We start from the raw sequence: 24042 nt of genomic DNA on the forward strand, positions 1-24042 counted from the left end.
AAAAGGACTGCAACTTACATCGTATGAGTGGGACGGTCGGATTTCAGCGCTCCGGCCAGATGAGTTTCGATGCGACTGCGCGCGGTGTCGTCGCCGTCGTTGAACTGCACGCCGACACCGGCGGCGCGATTGCCTTGTGCGCCTTTGGGGGTGATCCAGGCGACTTTGCCGGCAACCGGAATTTTTTCCGCTTCATCCATCAGGTGCAACAGCATGAACACCTCGTCGCCCAACCGGTAGCTTTTGTTGGTCGGGATGAACAGTCCGCCATTCTTGATGAACGGCATGTAGGCGGCGTAGAGCACCGACTTGTCCTTGATGGTCAGGGACAAGATGCCGTTACGCGGCCCCGGGCTGACAGGTTCAATCATGTTCACCTCCACTGCTGATCTTCAGAGTCTAGGTACACATTCTTATCTTTGACCAGGCAATCCCATCCATTGCACCAACAATGCTTCCAGCAGCAAGGCCGGATTGAGGTTGGCCTTGCTCAGCACTTTCTGTCGCTGGGCGAGAATCCAGTCCTGAATATCCAGTACTTTGCCCTGCGCGCTCTTCTGCGCCAGGTACTGCACGACCTTGCGCATATCGGCCAGGCCAAGGCCGGCTTCGTCCTGAGTCAGTTGATAACGCAGGATCAGGCTCGACCAGTCGCAGAACCAGTCGAACAGACGCAGCATCGGAATGCTTTTCCACTCTTCCGCCAGTTGCGTCGGCGATTGCTGGCCCTTGAGCAACTTCTTCACGCCTTCGACCACTTGTGCACGTTGTTCACGCACACCTTGCGATTGCAGGCTGACCGCCATCAGCGGCGACCCGGCTGCGAGGGTCAGCAGTTCGACGCGCTCTTCCTCCGCGCAATCCGGCAGCGCCTGGGCCAGCCATTGCAGGCTCATCGCCTCGCCCGGCAGCGGGCAGGCCTGCTGCACGCAACGGCTCTTGATGGTTGGCAACAAACGGCTCGGCTGGTGGCTGACCAATAGCAGCACGGTATCGCCGGACGGTTCCTCAAGACTTTTGAGCAAGGCGTTGGCAGCGTTGATGTTCATCGACTCGACCGGCTCGATCAACACCACTTTGCGCCCGCCGAGCTGCGCGGTCTGCACGACGAAACTGACCAGATCACGAACCTGATCGACCTTGATCGCCTTGTCCGCCTCTTCCGGCTCCAGGATGTAATTGTCCGGATGACTGCCGGCCTTGAGCAGCAAGCAGGATTTGCACTCGCCGCACGCCTCAGGCGTAGGGCGCTGACACAGCAGGCTGGCCATCAAGCGCTCGGCCAGCGCACGCTTGCCGATCCCGGCCGGACCGTGCAGCAGATAAGCGTGAGCATGCTGAGTGCGTCCGGCCAGTTGCTGCCAGAGGCTGTCCTGCCATGGATAGGCCTCAGCCACGGGCCAGCTCCAGCAAATTCGGTAGCAAGGTGTCCAGCGATTGCTGCACCTTGGCCAATGGCTGACCGGCATCGATGCGCACGTAGCGCGACGGGTCGGCTTCGGCGCGTTTCAGGAACGCATTGCGCACGTTCTCGAAAAACGCCCGGCCTTCGAGTTCGAAACGATCCAGTCGACCACGGGCACTGGCGCGGGCCAAACCGATTTCAACGGGCAGGTCGAAAATCAAGGTCAGATCGGGCCGCAAGTCGCCCTGCACGAAAGTCTCCAGCGTGGCGATGCGCTCGAGTGACAAACCACGACCGCCGCCCTGATAGGCGTATGTCGAGTCGGTGAAACGATCACACAGCACCACAGCGCCACGGGCCAGCGCCGGGCGAATCACCTCTGCCAGATGCTGGGCGCGCGCGGCGAACACCAGCAACAGCTCGGCGTCCGGGTGCATCACTTCGTCGGCCGGGGTCAGCAACACGTCACGAATCCGCTCGGCCAGCGGCGTACCGCCAGGCTCACGGGTGAGCAGCACTTCGATACCGGCGGCGCGCAGGCGCTCGGCGAGGTATTCGCGATTGGTGCTCTTGCCCGCGCCTTCCGGGCCTTCCAGGGTAATAAACAAGCCAGTCACAGGCAGTCCTTCATCAAAGTCATTGCGCGTTCTGTGGTGCAGCGGCGTCCGGTTCCAGGGCTGGCGCAGGTTCTTGCGACGGCACTTGCGGCAGCGCCTCGGGCGCGGTGTTCGGCGAGGCCGCCGGAATGGCCTCATCGGTGGCCGGCGCGGTTACTGGTGCCGGGCTGGAACGGTAATCGGCACGGCGCTTGAGCTGGTATTCGCGCACTGCGTTGTTGTGCGCATCCAGATCATCGGAGAACACATGGCTGCCATCGCCACGGGCGACGAAATACAGGCTGCTGCCCTCCACCGGGTTGAGCGCAGCATGAATCGCCTCGCGCCCGACCATCGCAATCGGCGTCGGCGGCAAGCCTGGAATCACGTAGGTGTTGTAAGGCGTCGGCTCTTTCAAATGTGCGCGGGTCAGTTTGCCGGTGTAGCGATCACCGAGGCCATAAATCACCGTCGGATCGGTCTGCAACTGCATGCCCAGCGCCATGCGCCGTACAAAGACGCCGGCAATCTGCCCGCGCTCCTGCGGAACGCCAGTCTCTTTCTCGACCAGCGAGGCCATGATCAGCGCTTGATAAGGTTCGCTGTAAGGCACATCGGCAGAACGCTGCGCCCACTCTTTGGCGAGCACTTCATCGAGACGATCAAAGGCCTTTTTCAGCAGCTCGGCATCGGACATGCCGCGCACGAAGCGATAGGTATCCGGGAAAAACCGACCTTCCGGGAACAAGCCTTTGTGGCCGATCTTCGCCATCACGTCGCTGTCGCTCAGGCCATTGAGGGTCTGCTCGAGCTTGTCGTCCTTGGCCAGGGCGGCGCGCACTTGATGAAAAGTCCAGCCTTCGACCAGGGTCAGGCTGTACTGAACCACGTCGCCGCGCTTCCACGAATCGATCAGACCGTTGACGGTCATGCCCGGCTGCATGCGGTATTCGCCGCTGTGAATCGGTGTGCCGGCGAGATTGAAGCGCCAGTAGACGCGCAGCCAGAACGCGTCCTTGATGACGCCATCGGTTTCGAGTTCAAGGAAGGTACGGGTCGGTGTAGAGCCTTTCGGCACATCCAGCAGTTGTTCCTGCGGGATGTTCAGGGGCTGTTCCAGCGCCGAATGAATTTTCCAGGCGCTGGCGCCCAACAGCAGCCCTGCCAGAACCAGTCCGGTTTCCAGCAGCAGCAAAAGTTTACGTCTCACGAATCAAGCATCCAGTAGCGCGCGGGCAATGGTTTGCAGTTTACGGGTGAGCGGGCCAACCGGCCAGCTCAGTGCAGCACAGGCGCGTACCGGCCAGACGCCATAAACGCTGTTGCAGACAAATACTTCATCAGCCCATTGCAGCTGTTCGAGGCTGATATCGGCGATTTGCGTGGGGATGGCCAGCGACTCGGCCTGAAACAATATTTCCGCGCGCATCACCCCAGCGACGCCGCAGCGCTTCAAGTCGGGCGTGATCAAGCCACCGTCGCGCACCAGGAAAATATTGCTGTACACACCTTCGACAACACGCCCGGCCTGATCGAGCATCAAGCCTTCGGCATGCTCGCTGTCCTGCCATTCGGCGCGGGCGAGCACCTGTTCCAGTCGATTCAGATGTTTGAGCCCGGCTAACAACGGCTGCGTAGATAAACGCGTGTTGCAGGGAAACAGGCGGATGCCGTGCTCGGCATGGGCAGCGGGATACGCTGCCGGCGGATTGCCTTGCAGGATGCGTCGGCCCTGCGCCGCAGGATCGGGCGCATAACCGCGCAAGCCGTCACCCCGAGTGAGGATAAGCTTGAGCACGCCCTCGCCCATCGCAGCGGCATAGCTGAGCAGCTCATGGCGAACCAGCTCGAGATCGGTCGCAATGGCCAGACGCGCGCAGCCATCGGCCAGGCGCGTCAGGTGCCGATCCAGCAGAATCGGCCGAGCACTGCGCACGGCAATGGTCTCGAACAGACCATCGCCGTAAGCCAGGCCGCGATCTTTCAGCGACAGCGCGTCAGCCGGTTGACCGTCGACCCAGCTGTCCATCAGCCGGCGAACCGGCGAAACGCCAGAGTGCCGTTGGTGCCGCCAAAACCGAAGGAGTTGGACAGCACGACATCGATGTCCATGTTGCGCGCGGTGTGCGCAACGAAATCGAGATCGCAGCCTTCGTCCGGTTCATCGAGGTTGATGGTCGGCGGTGCCACCTGGCTGTTGATCGCCAGCACGCTGAAAATCGCTTCGACCGCGCCCGCCGCACCCAACAGGTGGCCGGTCATCGACTTGGTCGAGCTGACGGCCAGCTTGTAGGCGTGATCGCCGAACACCGACTTGATCGCATTGGCTTCGGCAAGGTCGCCGGCCGGGGTCGAGGTGCCGTGGGCGTTGATGTACTGCACTTGATCGACATTGATCTTCGCGTCGCGCAGGGCATTGGTGATGCAGCGCGCGGCACCGGCGCCATCGGCGGGTGGCGAGGTCATGTGGAACGCATCGCCACTGGTGCCGAAACCGATCAGCTCGGCGTAGATCGTGGCGCCACGGGCCTTGGCGTGCTCCAGCTCTTCGAGAACCAGAGCGCCAGCACCATCGGACAGCACGAAGCCGTCGCGGCCCTTGTCCCACGGACGGCTGGCGCGGGTTGGCTCGTCGTTGCGGGTCGACAGCGCACGGGATGCGCCGAAGCCGCCCATGCCCAGACCGCAGGCAGCCATTTCCGCACCGCCGGCAATCATCACGTCGGCTTCGTCGTACATGATGTTGCGCGCGGCCATGCCGATACAGTGCGTACCGGTGGTGCACGCGGTGGCGATGGCGTAGTTGGGTCCCTGTGCGCCCAGATGGATCGACAGGAAACCGGAAATCATATTGATGATCGAGCCAGGCACAAAGAACGGCGAGATCCGTCGCGGACCGGTCTCGTGCAGGGTGCGGCTGGTTTCTTCAATGTTGGTCAGACCGCCGATACCCGAACCCATGGCCACGCCAATGCGTTCACGGTTGGCATCGGTGACTTCCAGACCGGCGTTGCGCACGGCTTGAAAGCCTGCGGCGAGGCCGTACTGAATGAACAGGTCGAGCTTGCGCGCTTCCTTGACCGACAGGTATTCCTCGACATTGAAGCCCTTGACCGAACCGCCGAAGCGGGTCGAATAGGCAGAAAGGTCGGTGTGTTCGATCAGACCAATGCCACTGCGGCCAGCCAGAATGCCCTGCCAACTGCTCGGCACATCCGTGCCCAGTGGCGACAACATACCCATACCGGTGACTACGACGCGTCTACGCGACACAGCACTCTCCTTTTTCAAATGACGACTTTGCATCAGGCCTAAAGAAAAAACCGCACGCCATGATGGCAGTGCGGTTTTTCCATGACAGCAAGCAACGATTACAAACTATTACGCCTGGTGGCTGGTAACGTAGTCGATTGCAGCTTGTACAGTAGTGATCTTTTCAGCTTCTTCGTCAGGGATTTCGGTCTCGAATTCCTCTTCCAGAGCCATCACCAGCTCAACGGTGTCAAGGGAGTCGGCACCCAGGTCTTCTACGAAGGAAGCGGTGTTGACCACTTCTTCTTCTTTAACACCCAGTTGCTCGGCAACGATTTTCTTGACGCGCTCTTCGATGGTGCTCATACCTTGTTTTCACTCCTAATGGACAAATTCAGGCAGCTGGCCAGTGGGTAAGTGTATAGAAAGCCTTTTCAGTTTTTCAACTGAAAGCTTCACTCCTCAAACCCTGCGGCCCTCTGCCTATAAATAGATTGCAGCTTTATAACGGATTTTAGACAGCTCGTATGACATTTTTTTGAAGCAATCCGTCACATTTTACTTACATGTACATCCCACCGTTCACCGGGATTGTAGCCCCGGTAACGTATGCCGCACCGTCGGATGCAAGAAAAGCGACCACGGACGCGATCTCTTGAGCTTGCCCCAGACGACCCAGCGGAATCTGCGTCTGCAAGGCTTCACGCTGTGCTTCAGGCAGCTCGCGGGTCATATCGGTGTCGATGAACCCTGGGGTTACCGAGTTGACCGTAATCGAACGCGAACCGACTTCACGCGCCATCGCCCGGCTGAAACCTTCCAGACCGGCCTTGGCGGCTGCATAGTTTACTTGGCCGGCGTTGCCCATGGCACCCACTACCGAGCCAATACTGATAATTCGACCCCAACGCGCCTTGGTCATGCCGCGCAGAACGCCCTTGGACAGGCGATACAGACTGTTCAGGTTGGTATCGATCACGTCGTACCACTCGTCGTCTTTCATGCGCATCATCAGGTTATCGCGGGTGATGCCGGCATTATTGACCAGAATCGCCACCGGCGCACCGAACTGCTCCTGAATGCCTGCCAGCACGGCGCTGACCGACTCGTCGCTGGTGACATTGAGTTCGAAACCGGCGCCCTGGATACCGTTTTCCTTCAGGGTCGCGACAATGCGCTCGGCGCCCGAAGCGGAGGTCGCGGTGCCGACAACGATGGCGCCCTGACGACCCAGTTCCAGCGCGATGGCCTGGCCGATACCGCGGCTTGCACCGGTGACCAGTGCAACTTTACCTTGCAGACTCATGCAAGTTTCTCCTGATTCAGGCCTGCGCTGCGCGAGCGGCAGCGAAGGCATCTGGGGTATTGAGATTGGAAGTCGAAACGCCTTCGGCGCAACGTTTGTTCAGGCCAGCAAGGACTTTGCCCGGGCCGCATTCGACCAGATTGGTCGCGCCCTTGGCGGCCAAAGTCTGTACCGATTCAACCCAGCGCACTGGCTTGTAGAGCTGTTCGAGCAGATCGCGCTTGAGGGTTTCCAGATCGACCGGCACTTGTGCGCTGACGTTCTGTACCACCGGAATCTGCGGCGCCTGCCAGTCGATGGCGGCGATGGATTCGGCGAAACGCTCGGCAGCCGGACGCATCAGCTCGCAGTGCGACGGCACGCTCACCGGCAATGGCATGGCGCGCTTGGCACCACGGGCCTTGCAACCCTCGATGGCGCGCTCGACGGCCGCCTTGGCACCGGCGATCACCACTTGGCCCGGCGAGTTGAAATTCACTGCGCTGACGACTTCGCCTTGCGCCGCTTCGGCGCAGGCAGCCAGCACGTCGGCATCTTCCAGACCGAGGATCGCGGCCATGCCGCCCTGCCCGACCGGCACCGCTTCCTGCATCAACTGACCACGGCGCTCAACGAGCTTGACCGCGTCAGCCAGGCTCAGGCTGCCGGCGGCAACCAGCGCGCTGTATTCACCCAGGCTGTGGCCGGCGACAAACGCCGGACGCGCGCCGCCTTCGGCCAGCCACAGACGCCACAGGGCGATCGAAGCGGTCAGAATGGCTGGTTGGGTTTTGTCGGTTTGATTGAGCAGCTCTTCCGGACCCTGTTGGGTCAGTGCCCACAGGTCGTAGCCCAGCGCAGCAGAGGCTTCTTGAAAGGTTTCGAGGATCAGCGGATGTTGCGCGCCCAGCTCGGCCAGCATGCCGAGGGACTGCGAACCCTGTCCTGGAAAGACGAATGCGAGGGAAGCAGACATGTAACAAGCCCCTAATGATCTTGTCGTCGGAAAATAACGCCCCGTTGGGGCGCCAGAAACTGACAGTTTGGATGGCCCTTTGAACCGGGCGGTCACATTTAAGCATTGTCCGACGAAAACGCCTAAGACAACAGTTCCTCCAGACGACCGTGGAGACGCTCGGGCAGGTTCTCCTGAATCTCGATCAGCGCCCGTTGAATCGCACTCTGAAAGCCCTGTACCCCGGCCGATCCGTGGCTTTTCACGACGATGCCCTGCAAACCGAGAAAGCTTGCGCCATTATGTCGCGCCGGGGCCAGGTCGGCCTGCAGACGCTTCATCAACGGCAGCGCGAGAGCGCCGACAGCGCGCGAGGCGAAGTTTTTCTTGAACAACGCCTCGATGCGCGCGGCAATCATCGTCGCCAGACCTTCGCTGGACTTGAGCAGGATGTTGCCGACGAAGCCGTCACACACCACCACATCGGCCTCACCGCGATACAAGCCGTCGCCTTCGATAAAACCGATGTAGTTGATCCCGCGCGCAGCCTGCAACAGCGTGGCGGCCAGTTTGACCTGCTGATTGCCCTTGATGTCTTCAGTGCCGATGTTCAGCAGTGCCACACGCGGACGGGCGATACCCAGGGTCTGTGCAGCGACCGAGCCCATCACCGCAAACTGCAACAGGTGCTCGGCACTGCAATCGACGTTGGCGCCCAGATCGAGCAGCTGGCAATAACCGGTCTGCGTCGGAATCGCCGCGACCATGGCCGGACGATCAATGCCGGGCAATGTCTTCAGCACGAAACGCGACAGGGCCATCAACGCACCGGTATTGCCGGCACTGACACAGGCCTGCACCTTGCCATCGCGCAGCAGTTCAAGGGCTACACGCATCGACGAATCCGGCTTGCCACGCAGGGCTTGGGCGGGTTTTTCGTCCATGGTGATGACTTCGCTCGCCGCGACAATCGTCAGGCGCGCGCGATCGGCAGCCGACTGGCCGTGGATCAGTTCTTCAAGAAGGGAGGGTTGACCGACGAGGGTCAGGTGCAGCGAGGGTGTAGCAGACAGGCAAGCGAGACTGGCCTGAACAATGCTGCGGGGACCGAAGTCCCCGCCCATTGCGTCAATCGCGATGACTTGAGCAGACAAGTGATTACTCGTCAGCGCCCTTGTCGATCACTTTACGGCCACGGTAAACGCCTTCTGGCGATACGTGGTGACGCAGGTGAACTTCACCGGTGGTTTTTTCTACAGACAGGGTGCTAGCCTCGAGAGCGTCGTGCGAACGGCGCATGTCACGGGCAGAGCGGGATTTTTTGTTCTGCTGAACAGCCATAATTGATTAACTCCTAAACGTTTGGGTCACGCTTTAACTGCGCCAATACACTGAACGGGTTGGACCGCGTTACCTCGTCCTCGCTCGGTTCGGGCTCATCTGCTCCCGCCGGCTGCTGGCATTCTTCCGGATGATGAGCAGGCACAATGGGCAAGGCGAGCAGAAGCTCCTCCTCGATCAGTGACTGCAGATCCAATGGATCTTCGCCCAGTTCCAGCACGTCATAACCTTTCGGCAACGACTGGGTATTCGCACCCTCCTTCACCACCGCGTAACTGCATTCGCTGTGGATCGGCAGGGTGACCAGCTCAAGACAACGCTGGCAAACCATTTTGACTTCGGTGTCGATAAAGCTGTGGATGACCACAGACTTACGTTCATCTCGTTCAAAAACGAATTTGGCCTGCACCGTACCGACATCGTCGGAAAGCGGGTCGCAGAGTCTCTTCAAATCGGCCAGCAGCAGTTCACCTTGAAGGGTGGTGCCACGGTCAGCCAATTTGCGCGGGTCAACGTGAGGTGGAATCGGGTCATTCAACATAGGCGCAGCATTATAGGGATGCACCCACCCATGTCAAAGGAAATTGTGCCCTGTCCGTCACTTGCGCGCCTCCGCTAGAATCCGCACCTGCCTCAGGAGACGTCCATGCTGCCTTTATTACTCGCTTCAAGCTCGACTTATCGCCGCGAATTGCTCGCCCGCCTGCACCTGCCGTTCGTCTGCAGCTCGCCGGACATCGACGAAAGCCACCGCCCGGGCGAGTCCGCAATCGATCTGGTCAAACGCCTCGCCGAAGAAAAGGCCCGGGTCTTGGCGGACAGCCACCCTGCTCACCTGATCATTGGCTCGGATCAGGTCGCCGTCCTCGGCGAACAGATCATCGGCAAGCCGCACACCTTCGAAAAGGCTCGCGAGCAATTGATGGCGGCGAGCGGCGCGAGCGTGACCTTCCTGACCGGTCTGGCGCTGCTCAACAGCCAGACCAGGCAATGCCAGGTCGACTGCGTGCCGTTTACCGTGCACATGCGCCAGCTGGATCAGGCGCGCATCGAGCGCTACCTGCGAATTGAACAGCCGTACGACTGCGCCGGCAGCTTCAAGGCCGAGGGACTCGGCGTAAGCCTGTTTCAATCGACCGAAGGCCCGGATGCCACCAGCCTGATCGGCCTGCCGCTGATTCGCCTGATCGATATGTTGTTGGTCGAGGGTGTGCAAACCCCTTAAAAGCAAAAGATCGCAGCCTTCGGCAGCTCCGACACCGATTGTGCAAGAGCTGCCGTTGACCTGCGATCTTCTGACCTTGAAACAATTACCGCAACGAAGGCCCGTGGAAACCCATCCACATCGCCAACTGCTCGGCCACGCTGGCGCCGAGCTTTTTCGAGAAGCGATCGAACGGCGATTCCTGCACCGTGAAGTCCACCAGCTCCTTCTCGCCAATCACATCACGCGCCACCGAACTGGCACTGCCCAAGCCATCGATCAGGCCTAGCGGCAGCGCCTGCTCACCCGACCAGACCAGCCCGGAAAACAGCTCCGGATGCTCTTTGTCCTTCAGGCGATCGCCACGACCCTGCTTGACGCTATTGATGAACTGCTTGTGCGTGGTGTCCAGCACGCTTTGCCAGAATGCGGTTTCTTCGGGCTTTTGCGGCTGGAACGGATCCAGGAATGCCTTGTGCTCGCCCGAGGTATAGGTGCGGCGCTCAACCCCGAGTTTTTCCATGGCGCCAACGAAACCGTAACCCGCCGCCGTCACGCCGATCGAGCCGACCAGGCTGGCCTTGTCGGCGTAGATCTGATCCGCCGCGCTGGCGATGTAATAGGCGCCCGAAGCACCAAGATCGGAAATCACTGCGTAGAGCTTGATCTCCGGATGCAGGCCACGCAGACGCTTGATCTCGTCATAGACATAGCCAGACTGCACCGGACTGCCACCCGGGCTATTGATGCGCAGGACCACGCCCTTGACCTTCTTGTCTTCGAACGCCGCGCGCAGGCTGCTGACGATGTTGTCGGCGCTGGCCGGCTCCTTGTCGGCGATTACGCCGTCGATCTCGATCAACGCCGTATAGTTCGGGCCGCGGGTGGCGGTTTTTTCCATGTCCATCAGCGGCGTGAACAGCAGCAGCGCAACAAACAGATAAACAAACGTCAGCAGCTTGAAGAAAATCCCCCAGCGCCGCGAACGGCGTTGTTCCTGCACGCCGGCCAGCAAAGTCTTTTCCAACAGCTTCCAGCTTTTCGCGTCACCGTCGTCGGCACTTGCCTTGGCCGGTGCTTTCCATTCGTCGGTCATGCCATCTACCCCAGCAAAAACGTATTAAGCCCGCTGACCCAGCCAGGCGTGCAATTGAGAAAAACGGTCGATCGACAGGCGCGGCTCGAACTGTTGCAGGGACTCGATCGATTGCGCGCCATAACTGACCGCCACCGAATCCATCCCCGCGTTGCGCGCCATCAGCAGATCGAACGACGAATCACCGACCATCAACGCCTGCTCCGGACGTACGCCGCAGTGGCTGACAATCTGCTCAAGCATCAGAGGGTGCGGCTTGCTGGCAGTTTCATCGGCGGCGCGGGTGATATCGAAATAATCTTCCCAGCCATTGGCCTTGAGCACCCGATCCAGTCCGCGACGATTCTTGCCGGTCGCTACCGCCAAGTGATAACCCTGCTCGCGAAACGATGCCATCGACTCGACCACGCCTTCGAACAGCGGCGACGGCACGGCTTCGGCAGCGATGTAGTGATCGGCGTAATACTCACGAAACGCGAGCATTTCTGCGTCGCTGATTTCGGGATACAACGTACGAATCGCTTCCGGCAAGCCGAGACCGATGATGCCTTTGACAGCGAAGTCATCGCGCAGCTCGAAACCGGAACGCCCGGACGCGGAGTGCATGGCCTCGACGATCCGATGGATAGAATCGGCGAGGGTACCGTCCCAGTCGAAAATCAGCAGCTTGTAATCAGATGGGCGCACTCAATCGCTCCACGGTCTTGGCCCACATTTCATCGACGGGCGCTTGCAGATTCAGCTTGCCGCCGTCGGGTAGCGGCACGGTCAGCATGTAAGCGTGCAGGAACAGGCGCTTACCGCCCAGATCGCGGATTTCCTTGGTGAAATCCTCGTCGCCATACTTGCTGTCACCGGCAATGCAATGGCCAGCATGCAGCGTGTGCACGCGAATCTGGTGGGTACGACCGGTAACCGGTTTCGCCTCGACCATGGTGGCAAAATCGCCGAAACGGCGCAGCACCTTGAACAGCGTCAGGGCTTCTTTGCCCTCGTCATTGACTTCGACCATGCGCTCGCCGGAACGCAGATTGCTCTTGAGCAACGGTGCGCGAACCTGCTTGATCGAGGTTGCCCAGTTGCCACGGACCAGCGCCATGTAGCGCTTGTCGACGCCATCGCCGCGCAGTTGCTCGTGCAGGTGGCGCAACATGCTGCGTTTCTTGGCGATCATCAGCAGGCCGGAGGTGTCCCGGTCGAGACGGTGAACCAGCTCCAGTTCCTTGGCGTCGGGACGCAACTGACGAAAGGCTTCGATCACGCCGAAATTCAGCCCGCTGCCGCCATGCACCGCAATGCCGGCGGGCTTGTTGATCACGATCAGGGCCTTGTCTTCGAAGACAATCGAGGCTTCCAGGCGCTGCAACAGTCCCTGGGCCAGCGGCACCGGTTCGTCGCGCTCAGGCACGCGAACCGGCGGCACGCGCACGATGTCGCCGGCCTGCAGCTTGTATTCGGGCTTGATCCGACCTTTGTTCACGCGCACTTCGCCTTTGCGCAAAATGCGGTAAATCAAGGTCTTGGGCACGCCTTTGAGCCGGGCGAGGAGAAAGTTGTCGATTCGTTGGCCGGCATACTCCGGCGAGACTTCAAGCAGTTGAACGCCTGGAGTCGAAGGGGCAGTAGTTGTCATGCGGCGGATGATAACAATTTTTATGGAATTGAAGCACTTAATCATTGCTGCTATAGTCGCGAACGCCGCCAAAAGCGGCCTGGACAGCGGAACCACGGTCAAAGACCGGCCCTGACCAACGCAATTCACCAGGGCGCGAGGCCGTCCTACGGGGCTTTCGCTACGTAACGGTGGAGTTTGCGGTTGTAACGAGCGCAGGTGACATGAGGCCTGAATTACACCGCCGAGCAGAGTTCTCACTCGCCCGGCAGGCAACATTCAAGGCCAGTTCACAAAGTGCAGTCGACTGCGAATGACCCCGAGCGATTGCTTCGGAAACATCGCCTGAATTAGCCATGATGCGTGACCTCCCCTTTCGGAGCTCACGGTAAATGCCAACCCGCTGCGGATTCTGCGCGCGGCAGCACCCGAATTATCAGGGATACGTGTAGGGTGGAGATGCACAACCGCCGGACTGTGTAGCAACAAGCTTTGATCAAGACGCTTCATCTCGTCCACAGCCGCTGGTTGATTCCTCCTCCTGACTGAGTGCTTAAGTAGCCACAGCAAGCAGGACGCGTACGTCGCGGTATCGGCCCAATTGGCCGCACATCGCTGGACACGGGAATGGCCAACCACTCCCGACGCACCTGACACCGACCGTGAGAAGTCGTGTGTGCCGAACGCCGTTTCCGGCAGCCCGGAAACCGACGGTACTACATGAAAAGAATGCTGATTAACGCAACTCAACCCGAAGAGTTGCGTGTTGCACTGGTAGATGGCCAACGCCTCTACGACCTGGACATCGAATCCGGTGCACGCGAGCAGAAAAAGGCCAACATCTATAAAGGCCGTATCACTCGCATCGAACCAAGCCTTGAGGCTGCCTTTGTCGATTTCGGCTCCGAGCGCCACGGCTTCCTGCCCCTCAAAGAAATCTCCCGCGAATACTTCAAGAAAGCCCCCGAAGGCCGCGTCAACATCAAGGACGTCCTGAGCGAAGGCCAGGAAGTCATCGTTCAGGTCGAGAAAGAAGAACGTGGCAACAAGGGCGCCGCCCTGACCACCTTCATCAGCCTGGCCGGTCGTTACCTCGTACTGATGCCGAACAACCCGCGTGCCGGCGGCATCTCCCGTCGCATCGAAGGCGAAGAGCGCAACGAACTGCGTGAAGCGCTGAACGGCCTGGTTGCTCCGGCCGACATGGGTCTGATCGTGCGTACTGCCGGCCTGGGCCGCAGCAGCGAAGAAATGCAGTGGGACCTCGATTACCTGCTGCAACTGTGGACCGCCATCAAAGAAGCCTCGCTGGATCGCTCCGCGCCTTTCCTGATCTACCAGGAAAGCAACGTGATCATCCGCGCCATCCGCGATTACCTGCGCCAGGACATCGGCGAAGTGCTGATCGACAGCGTTGAAGCCCAGGACGAAGCCCTGACCTTCATCCGCCAGGTGATGCCGCAGTACGCCAGCAAGATCAAGCTGTACGAAGACAGCGTGCCGCTGTTCAACCGTTTCCAGATCGAAAGCCAGATCGAGACCGCATTCCAGCGCGTCGTCGAACTGCCTTCCGGCGGCTCCATCGTCATCGATCCGACCGAAGCCCTGGTGTCCATCGACATCAACTCGGCGCGCGCCACCAAAGGCAGCGATATCGAAGAAACCGCGCTGCAGACCAACCTTGAAGCCGCCGAAGAAATCGCCCGTCAGTTGCGCCTGCGCGACATCGGCGGCCTGATCGTCATCGACTTCATCGACATGACCCCGGCGAAGAACCAGCGCGCCGTGGAAGAAAAAGTCCGTGAATGCCTGGAAGCTGACCGTGCCCGCGTGCAGATCGGTCGCATCTCGCGTTTCGGCCTGCTGGAAATGTCCCGTCAGCGCCTGCGTCCATCGCTGGGCGAAAGCAGCGGCATCGTCTGCCCGCGTTGCAACGGCACCGGCATCATCCGTGACGTTGAATCGCTGTCGCTGGCCATCCTGCGCCTGATCGAAGAAGAAGCCCTGAAAGACCGCACCGCCGAAGTTCGCGCGCAAGTGCCGATCCCGGTCGCCGCGTTCCTGCTCAACGAAAAACGCAACTCGATCACCAAGATCGAACTGCGCACCCGCGCCCGCATCGTCATTCTGCCGAACGATCACCTCGAGACGCCGCACTTCGAAGTTCAGCGTCTGCGTGACGACAGCCCGGAAGCCGCGACCAACCAGTCCAGCTACGAAATCGCTGCCGCCGCTGCCGAAGTCGAAGAAGTCCAGCCAGCCGCTGCGACCCGCACTCTGGTTCGCCAGGAAGCTGCGGTGAAAACTGCGCCGGCCCGTGCCAACGCACCGGTGCCGACTGAAGTTGCACCTGCCGCACCAGCTCCAGCACCAGTTGCCGCGCCTGAGCCAAGCCTGTTCAAGGGTCTGGTGAAGTCGCTGGTCAGCCTGTTCGCCACCAAGGAAGAGCCAGCCGCACCGGTCGCTGTTGCGAAACCGGCTGCCACCGAGCGTCCAGCGCGTAACGAAGAGCGTCGCAACGGTCGTCAGCAGAGCCGCAACCGCAACGGTCGCCGCGATGAAGAACGCAAGCCACGCGAAGAACGTGCTCCACGTGAAGAGCGCGCACCACGCGAGCCGCGCGAAGAGCGCCAGCCACGTGAAACACGTGAGCCGCGTGAAACCCGCAGCGAAGCGCCGGTAGCCCGCGAAGAGCGCGCACCACGTGCCCCGCGTGAAGAACGTGCACCGCGTGCACCGCGTGAAGATCGCAAGCCGCGTGGCGAGCGTGAAGAGCGTGTGCGTGAACTGCGCGAGCCACTGGACGCCGCGCCAGTCGCAGCCGTTGCTGCCGTGACCGCTGAAGAGCGTCCGGCCCGTCAGCCACGCGAAGAACGCGCCCCGCGTGCGCCGCGTGAAGAGCGTCAACCGCGTGCCGAGCAGGCCGCTGCTGCCGTTGCTGAAGAAGAAGTGAACAGCAACAACGAAGAGCAACTGCCGGAAGACGGTCAGGACAACGCCGAAGGCGATCGTCCACGTCGTCGCTCCCGTGGCCAGCGTCGTCGCAGCAACCGTCGCGAGCGGCAACGTGATGCCAACGGCAACGTGATCGAAGGTTCGGAAGAATCCGAGTCCGCTGAAAACGCTGGCGAGCCAAGCACTGCCGATCTGGCCGCTGGCCTGGCCGTCACCGCCGCCGTAGCCAGCAGCACCATCAGCGCTCCGGCAGAAGCCGAAGCTCACGAGCAGGCTGAACGCGCCACTGCCGCCACACTGGAAACCGCTCCAGTCGAAGCGCCGGTTGTCGAAGCCACCACTCCAGTGGAAGTGACTGCTGCACCGGAAATCGAAGTCGCCCCGGTCCGCGAAGCTCAGCCTCAGGTTGAAGCGCCTGCCGAACCGGAAGCTGTCGTTGAAGCGCCAGTTGCTGAATCCGAACCAGCAACCGAAACCGTCAGCGAAAACGTGACCAAAACCGTGCGTGAAGTTCGCGAAGAGCAGACTGCGTTCAACTGGGTTGCCGAGCCAGCCGTCACTGAAACTCCAGCGCCGGTCGCTGAAGCTGAAGTGCCGCAGGCTATGGTTTCCGAGCCAGTAGTTGCAGCGGCCGAACCGGCTCCAGAGCCAGTGGTTGAAGCACCTGCTGTCGAAGCACCAGTTGCAAAAGCTCAGGCTGAAGAAGCACCAGCCGCAGTCGAAGCGCCAGCCCCGGTGGTTGAAGCTCCGGCTCCGGTCAGCGCCCTGACGCCAAACGGCCGTGCGCCAAACGACCCGCGTGAAGTGCGTCGTCGCAAGCGTGAAGCCGAGCGTCTGCAGAAGGAAGCCGAACTGGCTGCCGCTGCAGCGCCAGTGGCTGCCGAACCAGCCGCTGCGGCTGAAGTGATCGAGGCAGCCCCTGCCCCGGTCGCGGAAGAAGCATCGCTTGAAGCGGTGATCGCTGAAGCACCACGCTCCGTTCAGGACGCAGTTGAACAGCGCGAAGAAGCCCAGGAAAAAGAGCACGAGCCTAAACCACTCGTGTAATTCCTGAAGCCATTAAAAAGCCCCGCCCGGTGAAAGCCTGGCGGGGCTTTTTATTGCCTGAGATACCAGCATCATCCACAACCTTTGTGGGAGCGAGCCTGCTCGCGAAGGCGGTGGGTCAGACAATATTCATGTAACTGAACCAGCGCATTCGCGAGCAGGCTCGCTCCCACAAGGGATTTCAACATGGCTCAGGAATGAGGAAATCCCAAAGATTCAGGCACATCGATATCCCACAACACCCCCGGATCTTCCACCGCCACTTCCACCACCCTGCCCTGCGCAAACAACGGCCTTGCGCCACGATCGCCGGTCAGCGCCTGCAACTGCGCGCCAAAAGAACGACCAAACCCCACCGGATGGCCAAACTCACCACCCAGCACCGGCACGCTCACCGCGTCATCAGCCATCGCAGCGAGCACTCGCTCGATACTCGAAAGCAAGATAAACGGCATATCGCCGAGCACAATCAACCAGCCATCAGCGTCCGGGCAAGCAGCAACACCTGCGGCAATGCTGTCGCCCATGCCGGTCGACTCGATTGACACCACGTCGCAGCCATATGCCTGGGCCATGCGCATCGCCTGCGGTCGCGCCTCGGTGGTGACCAAAACGCGCTTATCGAGACTGGCCGGCAGGTTCACCAGCACCTGCTCGATTACCGAGCGCACCGCGCCGTCACGCCCGGTGCAATCAGCGAGCAATTTGTCTTTGTCGGGGCCGGCGATCTGGCGAAAGCGTTTGCCCTCGCCTGCTGCCAGCACAATCACTGCGATGGATTGGCTCATGCACCCTCCAGCGTTTTTTTCTGTTTCAGCTCCACACCGTTCTTGATCGCGACAATTTCCGCCAGCAACGACAAGGCGATCTCTGCCGGCGAATGACTGCCGATGTGCAGGCCGATCGGCCCGTGCAAGCGATCAATCGATGCTTGCGACAAGCCTAGCTGAGCGAGGTTTTCCCGGCGCTTCTGGCTGTTGACCCGCGAGCCGAGCGCGCCGACGTAGAACGCCGGCGAGTCGAGCGCGGTGAGCAAAGCCATGTCATCCAGGCGTGGATCGTGAGTCAAGGCGACAATTGCCGTGCGCTCGTCGGTCTGGATGTTCAGCACAGCTTCATCCGGCATGCCGGGGACGAAACGGCCATGCTGCTCTTCCCAGCCGTAAACGAACTCGGTGCGCGGATCGCAGATCAGCACTTCGAAATCCAGCAGCCGCGCCATGTCGGCGACGTAGCGCGACAACTGCCCGGCACCGATCAGCAACAAGCGCCAGCGCGGACCGTAAATCGCCCGCAGAACCTTGCCGTCGAACACCAGCGAATCGGACTTGCTCGCAGGAGCCAGCAGCACCTCGCCGGTTTCGATATTCAGTTCTCGGGCAACGATTTCATGGTTTTCGCAACGCTGCAGCAGCTCGGCGACCCACGCTGGGTCACCAACGCGCTCTTCGGTCAGGCGCAGGGTGCCGCCGCAAGGCAGGCCGAAACGCGCGGCCTCCTCGCGGGTCACGCCGTAGGTAATCATCTGCACTGGCGGACCATCGGTGGCAATGCGGCCGTCGTGCAGCCGCGCGATCAAGTCATCCTCGACACAGCCGCCTGACACCGAACCGATCACCACGCCGTCCTCGCGCAAGGCGAGCATGGCGCCGGGCGAGCGCGGCGCGGTGCCCCAGGTCTGCACCACGCTGAACAACACCACCCGCTGCCCGGCACGGCGCCACTCGAGGACGCTGCGCAGGACGTTGAGATCGACGCTGTCCATTTACGCCTCCGCCTTCTGCCAGCCTTGCAACTGATAACGCACCGGCAGATTGCGGATACGCTTGCCGGTGGCGGCGAAGATCGCGTTGCACAGCGCCGGAGCAATCGGCGGCACGCCCGGCTCACCAACGCCACCCAATGGCACGTCACCCGGCGGCGTCACCAGATGCACCGCAACTTCCTTGGGCGCCAGCGACATGCGCGCGACCTCGTACATATGGAAGTTGTCCTGCTGGACTTTGCCGTCCTTGAAGCTGATCTCACCGAGCACAGCGTTGCCCAGGCCCATGACGCACGCGCCTTCGAACTGCGAACGGATGCGCTCAGGGTTGATCTGCGGCCCGCAGTCCACGGCGATGTCGGCCTTGTGCACGATCAGCGAACCGTCGTCCTTGACCTCGACTTCGATCACTGCCGCCACATAGGTTACGAAGCTGTAATGCACCGCCAGACCGAGGCCACGGCCCTTGGGCAGTTTGCGCCCCCAACCGGCGGCCTTGGCGGCAGTTTCCAGCACCGTGCGCATGCGCCCGGTGTCGATCGGGTAACGCTCGGGCGATTCGCCGTAGTTCCACTCTTCGCTCAAGGTGCGAGGATCGATCTGCCGGTCCGGGCCGAGCAATTTGATCTGGTACTTGAGCGGATCTTCCCCGGCCTTGTGCGCCAGTTCATCGACGAAACTCTGAATCGCGAAGCCGTGTGGAATGTTCGACACCGAGCGATACCAGCCGACCCGCGTGTGTACCTTGGCTTCGGGGTTTTCCAGGCGCACGTTAGGAATCGCGTAGGCCATGTTGGTAAAGCCCATGCCCAGCTCGAACGCCGCCTCGTGGTTCATGTCCGGCGCAAACAACGCGGTGATGCTCGGCGCCACGGTGCGATGCAGCCAACCGGACGGCATGCCGTTCTTGTCGATGCCGGCCTTCAGATATTCCGCCGACACGGTGTGGAAATACGAATTGTGGATGTCGTCTTCGCGCGTCCACTGCACCCGTACAGCCTTGCCCGGAAATTCCTTGGCGAGAATCGCCGCTTCGACGACGAAGTCCGGTTTCGACTTGCGACCGAAACCACCGCCCAGCAATGTCACGTTGACGGTGACCTTTTCGAACGGCACGCCCAGACGCTCGGCGATGCGCTCACGGGTGACCTGCGGTGCCTGACTCGGCGCCCAGGCTTCGCACACGCCGTCCTTGTAACGGGCGATAGCAACCATCGGTTCCATCGGCGCCTGCGCCAGGTGCGGCAGGTAATACGACGCTTCGAGAGTGATGGCAGCGCCGCTCAAGGCTTTGTCGATATCACCGGTGTTGCGCACCACTTTGCCGGCTTTCAGCGACGCGGCTTCAAGCTCCTTGCGATAGGCAATCGAGTCATAACTGGCATTAGGGCCGTCATCCCACTCGATCTTCAGCGCCTCGCGGCCCTTGATCGCCGCCCAGGTATTGCTGGCTACCACGGCCACGCCGCCCAGTGGCTGGAACTCCGACGGCAATGGCCGGCCTTCGATCTGCATGACTTTTAGCACGCCGGGGACTTTCAGCGCGGCGCTGTCATCGAGGCTTTTGACCTTGCCGCCATACACTGCCGGACGAGCGATAGTCGCGTAGAGCATGCCGTCGAAATGCACGTCGGCGCCGTACACTGCGCGGCCATTGACGATATCGACACCGTCGATGGCCTTGGTGCCTTCCTTACCGATGTAGCGAAATTCCGACGGCTGCTTGAGTCGCAGGCTGTCACGCGCCGGTACTGCCAGCGCACTGGCGGCAGCGGCGAGTTCGCCGTAGCCCAGTTCGCGGCCGGACGGTTTGTGAATGACTTTGTGCAGCTGCGCATGGCATTCGCCAACCGGCACTTTCCACTGCGCAGCGGCCGCCTGTTCGAGCATGGTCCGCGCGGCGGCGCCGCAACGCCGCATCGGCTCGTACCAGTGACGCATGCTGCGCGAACCGTCGGTGTCCTGGTTGCCGAAGCGCACTTCGTCGCCCGGCGCCTGCTGCACTTTGACCTGCGCCCAATCGGCCTCGAGTTCATCGGCCACTACCATGCTCAGGCTGGTGCGCACGCCCTGGCCCATTTCCGAACGGTTGCAAACCACGGTGACGCTGCCATCGGCAGCAATGCTCACGTAAACCTTGGGATCGTCGATCCAGCCATTGGGCATGCCATCGGCGCCAAACTTCTTCGCAGCGTCATCGGCCAGCGCATCCTGCCAGCCCCAGCTCGCGGCGAGGACCAGCGCGCTGGTGGCGCCGACGCCTTTGAGAAAGCCACGGCGGCTGAGGTTGCTCAGGGCGAAATCATTCGGGACGCGGCTCATGCCTTCACCTCCTTCAGTTGAGTGGAGGCCTGGCGGATCGCGGTTTTGATCCGGTTGTAGGTGCCGCAGCGGCAGATGTTGCCGACCATGGCTTCTTCGATCTGCTCGTCGCTCGGGTTGGGGTTGGTTTTCAGCAGAGCGGTGGCCGACATGATCTGCCCGCCCTGGCAATAACCGCATTGAGCCACAGCGCTGTCGAGCCAGGCTTGCTGCACGACCTTGCCTACCGGGTCGGCGTGGAGATTATCGATGGTGGTGACGTTCTGACCAATTACCGAGCCGATCGGCGTGATGCAACTGCGTGCCGGCAAGCCGTCGATATGGATGGTGCAGGCGCCGCACAGGCCCATGCCGCAACCGAATTTGGTGCCGTTGTAACCGGCGACGTCACGAATTGCCCACAACAGCGGCATGTCTTCGGTGACATCGAGGGAGTGGTCTTGACCGTTGAGTTTCAGGGTAATCATGGGCACGCCCGCATATTTTTTAGTGGTTATGGGTTACATCTTAGCGGCAAGCTGCAAGCTGCAAGCTCAAAGTGAAGGCGCGTCTGATTCGCTCGCAGATTGCAGCTCGCAACCGCGCCTTGGGTGGAGCAAATGATTGGTATCGTTAGGCGGCTAAGTTAACCCAGCATTAACAAAAAAGCCCTGCTTATACAGGGCTTTTTAGCTGCAAGTTTCTAGCTACGAGCTGCAAGTAAAAGCGGCAAGTAGCTTCTGGCGCAGTGCAGCTTGCCGCTCGAAGCTTGAAACTTGCAGCTGCTTCAATACCGATTGGGCTCCATTTCCAGTTCGACATGAAACCGTTCGGCGATGTCTTTCTGGATACGTTGCGCCAGGTCGAGCAGTTGCAGGCCGGTGGCCGTGCCGTAGTTGACCAGCACTAGCGCCTGCAACTTGTGCACGCCGGCATCGCCATCGCGAAAACCCTTCCAGCCGGCGCGTTCGATCAGCCAGCCAGCGGCCAGTTTCATCTGCCCGTCCGCTTGCGGGTAAGCCACCAGATCCGGGTGCTGCGCTTTGATCTGCGTGACCACAGCGGCAGGCACCAGCGGATTTTTGAAGAAGCTGCCGGCATTGCCGAGCACCGCCGGGTCCGGCAGTTTTTCGCTGCGGATGCTGCAGATGGCGCGGCTGACGTCGGTGGGCGTCGGCTGCTCGATGCCCTGCTCGCTCAGGCGCTGACGGACCGGGCCGTATTCCAGATGCAGGTGCGCTGCGCGATCAAGCTTGAAGCGCACCCGCAGGATCAGCCAACGTCCCGGCTGCTGCTTGAACACACTGTCGCGGTAGCCGAAATTGCACTGCTCCAGGCTGAAATCCCGCAGCTCGCCGCTCTCGCGGTCCAGCGCGGTCAGGCCGGCAAACACGTCCTTGATCTCGACACCATAGGCACCGATATTCTGCATCGGCGCGGCGCCGACGGTGCCAGGGATCAGGCTGAGGTTTTCCAGCCCGGCCAAACCCTGGGCCAGCGTGTATTGCACGAACGGGTGCCAAGGCTCGCCCGCTTCGGCTTCTATCACCACGCGATTGCCATCATCGCTGAGCAGGCGGATGCCGCGCGTGACCATGCGCAGCACCAACGCCGGAATATCCGCCGTCAGCAGCAAGTTGCTACCGCCGCCGATCACCAGTAACGGCACGTCATGGGAAGCGGCAAAGGCCAGCGCTTCGCGGACATCTTCATCGCTGTGGGCTTCGGCAAACAGCTGCGCGCGCACATCGACGCCGAACGTATTGAAGGCCTGCAACGATACTTGCGGTTGCACCTGCAAACTCATAAACGGCCCTTCACTTCGATCAGCAACTGGTCGCAGGCCGCTTCGATCAGATCCAGCACCTGCTCGAAACCCTGATCGCCGTCGTAATACGGGTCCGGCACTTCATCGACCAGCCCGGCATAACGACGAAGGAACAGATCCAGCTCTGCCCTGCCGGTGGATGGCTGCAAAGCCTTGAGGTTGCGCAGATTGCTGCTGTCCATGGCGAGAATCAGGTCGTAGCTGGCGAAATCGGCCCGGCTGACCTGCTGCGCGCGTTGCGTCGACAGGTCATAACCGCGCAGTTTCGCCGCCGCCTGGCTGCGCTTGTCCGGCGGGTTGCCGACGTGCCAGTCACCGGTGCCAGCGGAGGCCACTTCCACTACGTCCGCCAATCCGGCTTCACGCAACTTATGGCGCAACACGCCCTCGGCGGTGGGCGAACGGCAGATGTTGCCCAGGCACACAAACAGAACGCGCATCAGGCCCCCCAGCAGGCGACGAACCCGCTCAAGGTCTTCGACGGTGTCGACACCGGTCGGCGGCGCGATCAGCGCGTCGGCAACATGAATGCGCACGCCGTGCCACAGGGCACGCAGTTGCTCGAGGGATTCGGTATTTTCCAGCCAGCACGGCCCCCAGCTCACGAAGTCGTGGAGGAACCCGGCGCGATAGGCATAAATACCGATGTGGCGGCGATAGGGCACGCCTTCCGGCAGCTGCTCGCGGCTCTTGGCAAATGCATCGCGTGCCCATGGCAAGGTTGCACGACTGAACGTCAGGGCCAGACCGTTGATATCGCTGGAAACCTTCACAACGTTCGGGTTGAACAGGGTTTCCACGTCTTCGATCGGCTCGGCCAGCGTGGCCATGCGCGCTTCGGTATGGGCAGCAAGGTTGGCGGCGACCTGGTCGATCACGCTTGGCGGAATCAGCGGCTCATCGCCCTGGACGTTGACCACGATCGCATCAGGCGCAAGACCGAGTTTCGCTGCGACCTCGGCCAGACGATCGGTGCCGGAATTGTGATCTTCACGGGTCAGCACCACTTCGGCGCCAAAGCTTTTGCACGCCTCGACGATGCGCGCATCGTCAGTCGCGACAACCACACGGCTGGCGCTGCTTTTGCTCGCCTGCTCCCAGACATGCTGGATCATCGGCTTGCCGGCAATATCCAGCAACGGCTTGCCCGGCAGACGGGTCGAGGCGAAACGCGACGGGATGACAACGGTGAAGGCTGTGGTCATTTATCCAGGCGCTCGTCGGTGGTCAGGGTGCGCGCTTCGCTTTCCAGCATCACCGGGATGCCGTCGCGGATCGGGTACGCCAGGCCGGCGCCCTTGCTGATCAGTTCGGTCTTGTCGGCACTGAGCTTGAGCGGGCCTTTGCACACGGGGCAAGCGAGGATGTCGAGCAGTTTGGTGTCCATGAACATTCCCAGA

General features: G+C 61.1%; 24 protein-coding genes and 1 pseudogene. 2 read left to right on the top strand and 23 right to left on the bottom strand.

All coding sequences use genetic code 11. The features are described 5' to 3' along the window. Window positions 1-14: 14 nt before the first annotated feature. The 12 genes from FEE99_RS24620 to FEE99_RS24675 form a co-directional block, all read right to left on the bottom strand. Window positions 15-371, bottom strand: a complete 357-nt coding sequence (locus FEE99_RS24620; protein WP_016770983.1) for a PilZ domain-containing protein — start codon at window positions 369-371, stop codon at window positions 15-17. Between the two features lie 42 nt (window positions 372-413). Beyond that, on the bottom strand, window positions 414-1397 hold the full coding sequence (locus FEE99_RS24625) for a DNA polymerase III subunit delta' (protein WP_041479441.1): 984 nt from the start codon (window positions 1395-1397) through the stop codon (window positions 414-416). Next, window positions 1390-2022 carry a dTMP kinase gene (gene tmk / locus FEE99_RS24630; protein ID WP_016770985.1) on the bottom strand — a complete coding sequence of 211 codons (633 nt, stop codon included), beginning with the start codon at window positions 2020-2022 and terminating at the stop codon, window positions 1390-1392. Before tmk ends, FEE99_RS24625 begins: the two co-directional genes overlap by 8 nt. 19 nt (window positions 2023-2041) lie before the next feature. Further along, on the bottom strand, window positions 2042-3211 hold the full coding sequence (gene mltG / locus FEE99_RS24635; RefSeq protein WP_041479442.1) for an endolytic transglycosylase MltG: 1170 nt from the start codon (window positions 3209-3211) through the stop codon (window positions 2042-2044). A gap of 3 nt (window positions 3212-3214) precedes the next feature. Further along, window positions 3215-4030, bottom strand: coding sequence for an aminodeoxychorismate lyase (gene pabC / locus FEE99_RS24640; protein ID WP_041479443.1), 816 nt, complete (start codon window positions 4028-4030; stop codon window positions 3215-3217). Further along, a complete protein-coding gene (fabF, locus tag FEE99_RS24645; RefSeq protein WP_038860467.1) occupies window positions 4030-5274 on the bottom strand; it encodes a beta-ketoacyl-ACP synthase II in 1245 nt (414 codons plus the stop codon). The genes pabC and fabF overlap by 1 nt, the downstream gene beginning before the upstream one ends. A 108-nt stretch (window positions 5275-5382) precedes the next feature. Then, complete coding sequence (acpP, locus tag FEE99_RS24650; RefSeq protein ID WP_003175607.1) at window positions 5383-5619, bottom strand: acyl carrier protein; 237 nt, start codon at window positions 5617-5619, stop codon at window positions 5383-5385. 196 nt (window positions 5620-5815) lie between these two features. Then, window positions 5816-6559, bottom strand: coding sequence for a 3-oxoacyl-ACP reductase FabG (gene fabG / locus FEE99_RS24655; RefSeq protein ID WP_064361233.1), 744 nt, complete (start codon window positions 6557-6559; stop codon window positions 5816-5818). A gap of 16 nt (window positions 6560-6575) precedes the next feature. After that, window positions 6576-7514: an ACP S-malonyltransferase gene (fabD, locus tag FEE99_RS24660; RefSeq protein WP_041479444.1), complete on the bottom strand. Its 939-nt coding sequence runs from the start codon at window positions 7512-7514 to the stop codon at window positions 6576-6578. A 122-nt stretch (window positions 7515-7636) separates the two neighbouring features. After that, window positions 7637-8647 (bottom strand): phosphate acyltransferase PlsX, encoded by a 1011-nt coding sequence (gene plsX / locus FEE99_RS24665; RefSeq protein WP_081932528.1) that lies wholly within the window; start codon window positions 8645-8647, stop codon window positions 7637-7639. Between the two features lie 4 nt (window positions 8648-8651). Then, window positions 8652-8834 carry a 50S ribosomal protein L32 gene (gene rpmF, locus FEE99_RS24670; RefSeq protein ID WP_003179396.1) on the bottom strand — a complete coding sequence of 61 codons (183 nt, stop codon included), beginning with the start codon at window positions 8832-8834 and terminating at the stop codon, window positions 8652-8654. A gap of 13 nt (window positions 8835-8847) precedes the next feature. Beyond that, window positions 8848-9375 (bottom strand): YceD family protein, encoded by a 528-nt coding sequence (locus FEE99_RS24675; RefSeq protein WP_003204262.1) that lies wholly within the window; start codon window positions 9373-9375, stop codon window positions 8848-8850. Between the two features lie 105 nt (window positions 9376-9480). On the opposite strand from FEE99_RS24675, the gene FEE99_RS24680 reads away from it, so the two are divergent. Further along, the gene (locus FEE99_RS24680; RefSeq protein WP_143979103.1) at window positions 9481-10059 is read left to right on the top strand and encodes a Maf family protein; all 579 of its coding nucleotides are present in this window, start codon (window positions 9481-9483) and stop codon (window positions 10057-10059) included. Window positions 10060-10144: 85 nt separating this feature from the next. On the opposite strand, the gene sppA is transcribed toward FEE99_RS24680, so the two are convergent. Genes sppA through rluC form a run of 3 tightly spaced genes read right to left on the bottom strand, consistent with a single transcriptional unit; the run spans window position 10145 to window position 12767 of the window. Further along, window positions 10145-11134, bottom strand: coding sequence for a signal peptide peptidase SppA (sppA, locus tag FEE99_RS24685; protein WP_041479447.1), 990 nt, complete (start codon window positions 11132-11134; stop codon window positions 10145-10147). Between the two features lie 24 nt (window positions 11135-11158). Further along, window positions 11159-11821: an HAD-IA family hydrolase gene (locus FEE99_RS24690; RefSeq protein ID WP_041479448.1), complete on the bottom strand. Its 663-nt coding sequence runs from the start codon at window positions 11819-11821 to the stop codon at window positions 11159-11161. Next, the gene (rluC, locus tag FEE99_RS24695) at window positions 11808-12767 is read right to left on the bottom strand and encodes a 23S rRNA pseudouridine(955/2504/2580) synthase RluC (protein ID WP_016770994.1); all 960 of its coding nucleotides are present in this window, start codon (window positions 12765-12767) and stop codon (window positions 11808-11810) included. Before rluC ends, FEE99_RS24690 begins: the two co-directional genes overlap by 14 nt. Before the next feature lie 699 nt (window positions 12768-13466). On the opposite strand from rluC, the gene rne reads away from it, so the two are divergent. After that, entirely contained in the window at window positions 13467-16748 is a 3282-nt protein-coding gene (gene rne, locus FEE99_RS24700; protein ID WP_041479449.1) for a ribonuclease E, read from the top strand. Window positions 16749-16939: 191 nt separating this feature from the next. On the opposite strand, the gene FEE99_RS24705 is transcribed toward rne, so the two are convergent. The 8 genes and pseudogenes from FEE99_RS24705 to FEE99_RS24740 form a co-directional block, all read right to left on the bottom strand. Beyond that, window positions 16940-17536: a nucleotidyltransferase family protein gene (locus tag FEE99_RS24705; protein ID WP_041479450.1), complete on the bottom strand. Its 597-nt coding sequence runs from the start codon at window positions 17534-17536 to the stop codon at window positions 16940-16942. Beyond that, window positions 17533-18513, bottom strand: a complete 981-nt coding sequence (locus FEE99_RS24710; RefSeq protein ID WP_041479451.1) for an XdhC family protein — start codon at window positions 18511-18513, stop codon at window positions 17533-17535. Before FEE99_RS24710 ends, FEE99_RS24705 begins: the two co-directional genes overlap by 4 nt. Further along, window positions 18514-20835: a xanthine dehydrogenase family protein molybdopterin-binding subunit gene (locus FEE99_RS24715; protein ID WP_041479452.1), complete on the bottom strand. Its 2322-nt coding sequence runs from the start codon at window positions 20833-20835 to the stop codon at window positions 18514-18516. Further along, window positions 20832-21302 carry a (2Fe-2S)-binding protein gene (locus FEE99_RS24720; RefSeq protein WP_041479453.1) on the bottom strand — a complete coding sequence of 157 codons (471 nt, stop codon included), beginning with the start codon at window positions 21300-21302 and terminating at the stop codon, window positions 20832-20834. The genes FEE99_RS24715 and FEE99_RS24720 overlap by 4 nt, the downstream gene beginning before the upstream one ends. Window positions 21303-21601: 299 nt before the next feature. Continuing rightward, the gene (gene murB, locus FEE99_RS24725; protein ID WP_041479454.1) at window positions 21602-22621 is read right to left on the bottom strand and encodes a UDP-N-acetylmuramate dehydrogenase; all 1020 of its coding nucleotides are present in this window, start codon (window positions 22619-22621) and stop codon (window positions 21602-21604) included. Beyond that, a complete protein-coding gene (locus FEE99_RS24730) occupies window positions 22618-23082 on the bottom strand; it encodes a low molecular weight protein-tyrosine-phosphatase (RefSeq protein ID WP_041479455.1) in 465 nt (154 codons plus the stop codon). Before FEE99_RS24730 ends, murB begins: the two co-directional genes overlap by 4 nt. Window positions 23083-23085: 3 nt before the next feature. Beyond that, window positions 23086-23847 (bottom strand): annotated as a pseudogene (gene kdsB / locus FEE99_RS24735) (3-deoxy-manno-octulosonate cytidylyltransferase); the annotation flags it as partial. Then, complete coding sequence (locus tag FEE99_RS24740) at window positions 23844-24029, bottom strand: Trm112 family protein (protein WP_003179363.1); 186 nt, start codon at window positions 24027-24029, stop codon at window positions 23844-23846. The gene FEE99_RS24740 and the pseudogene kdsB, both read right to left, overlap by 4 nt. Window positions 24030-24042 lie beyond the last annotated feature (13 nt).

This window comes from Pseudomonas sp. ef1, assembly GCF_007293365.2.
Taxonomy (GTDB): domain Bacteria; phylum Pseudomonadota; class Gammaproteobacteria; order Pseudomonadales; family Pseudomonadaceae; genus Aquipseudomonas; species Aquipseudomonas siliginis.

Excerpts from the sequence above, each read along its gene's own strand:
- fabD (WP_041479444.1), bottom strand. The coding sequence starts at position 7,514 with ATGTCTGCTTCCCTCGCATTCGTCTTTCCAGGACAGGGTTCGCAGTCC.
- FEE99_RS24680 (WP_143979103.1), top strand. The coding sequence starts at position 9,481 with ATGCTGCCTTTATTACTCGCTTCAAGCTCGACTTATCGCCGCGAATTG.
- FEE99_RS24715 (WP_041479452.1), bottom strand. The coding sequence starts at position 20,835 with ATGAGCCGCGTCCCGAATGATTTCGCCCTGAGCAACCTCAGCCGCCGT.
- FEE99_RS24675 (WP_003204262.1), bottom strand. The coding sequence starts at position 9,375 with ATGTTGAATGACCCGATTCCACCTCACGTTGACCCGCGCAAATTGGCT.
- fabG (WP_064361233.1), bottom strand. The coding sequence starts at position 6,559 with ATGAGTCTGCAAGGTAAAGTTGCACTGGTCACCGGTGCAAGCCGCGGT.
- FEE99_RS24730 (WP_041479455.1), bottom strand. The coding sequence starts at position 23,082 with ATGCGCGTTCTGTTTGTGTGCCTGGGCAACATCTGCCGTTCGCCCACC.
- FEE99_RS24705 (WP_041479450.1), bottom strand. The coding sequence starts at position 17,536 with ATGAGCCAATCCATCGCAGTGATTGTGCTGGCAGCAGGCGAGGGCAAA.
- rne (WP_041479449.1), top strand. The coding sequence starts at position 13,467 with ATGAAAAGAATGCTGATTAACGCAACTCAACCCGAAGAGTTGCGTGTT.
- FEE99_RS24720 (WP_041479453.1), bottom strand. The coding sequence starts at position 21,302 with ATGATTACCCTGAAACTCAACGGTCAAGACCACTCCCTCGATGTCACC.
- rluC (WP_016770994.1), bottom strand. The coding sequence starts at position 12,767 with ATGACAACTACTGCCCCTTCGACTCCAGGCGTTCAACTGCTTGAAGTC.
- rpmF (WP_003179396.1), bottom strand. The coding sequence starts at position 8,834 with ATGGCTGTTCAGCAGAACAAAAAATCCCGCTCTGCCCGTGACATGCGC.
- FEE99_RS24740 (WP_003179363.1), bottom strand. The coding sequence starts at position 24,029 with ATGGACACCAAACTGCTCGACATCCTCGCTTGCCCCGTGTGCAAAGGC.
- sppA (WP_041479447.1), bottom strand. The coding sequence starts at position 11,134 with ATGACCGACGAATGGAAAGCACCGGCCAAGGCAAGTGCCGACGACGGT.
- FEE99_RS24620 (WP_016770983.1), bottom strand. The coding sequence starts at position 371 with ATGATTGAACCTGTCAGCCCGGGGCCGCGTAACGGCATCTTGTCCCTG.
- FEE99_RS24710 (WP_041479451.1), bottom strand. The coding sequence starts at position 18,513 with ATGGACAGCGTCGATCTCAACGTCCTGCGCAGCGTCCTCGAGTGGCGC.
- pabC (WP_041479443.1), bottom strand. The coding sequence starts at position 4,030 with ATGGACAGCTGGGTCGACGGTCAACCGGCTGACGCGCTGTCGCTGAAA.
- acpP (WP_003175607.1), bottom strand. The coding sequence starts at position 5,619 with ATGAGCACCATCGAAGAGCGCGTCAAGAAAATCGTTGCCGAGCAACTG.
- murB (WP_041479454.1), bottom strand. The coding sequence starts at position 22,621 with ATGAGTTTGCAGGTGCAACCGCAAGTATCGTTGCAGGCCTTCAATACG.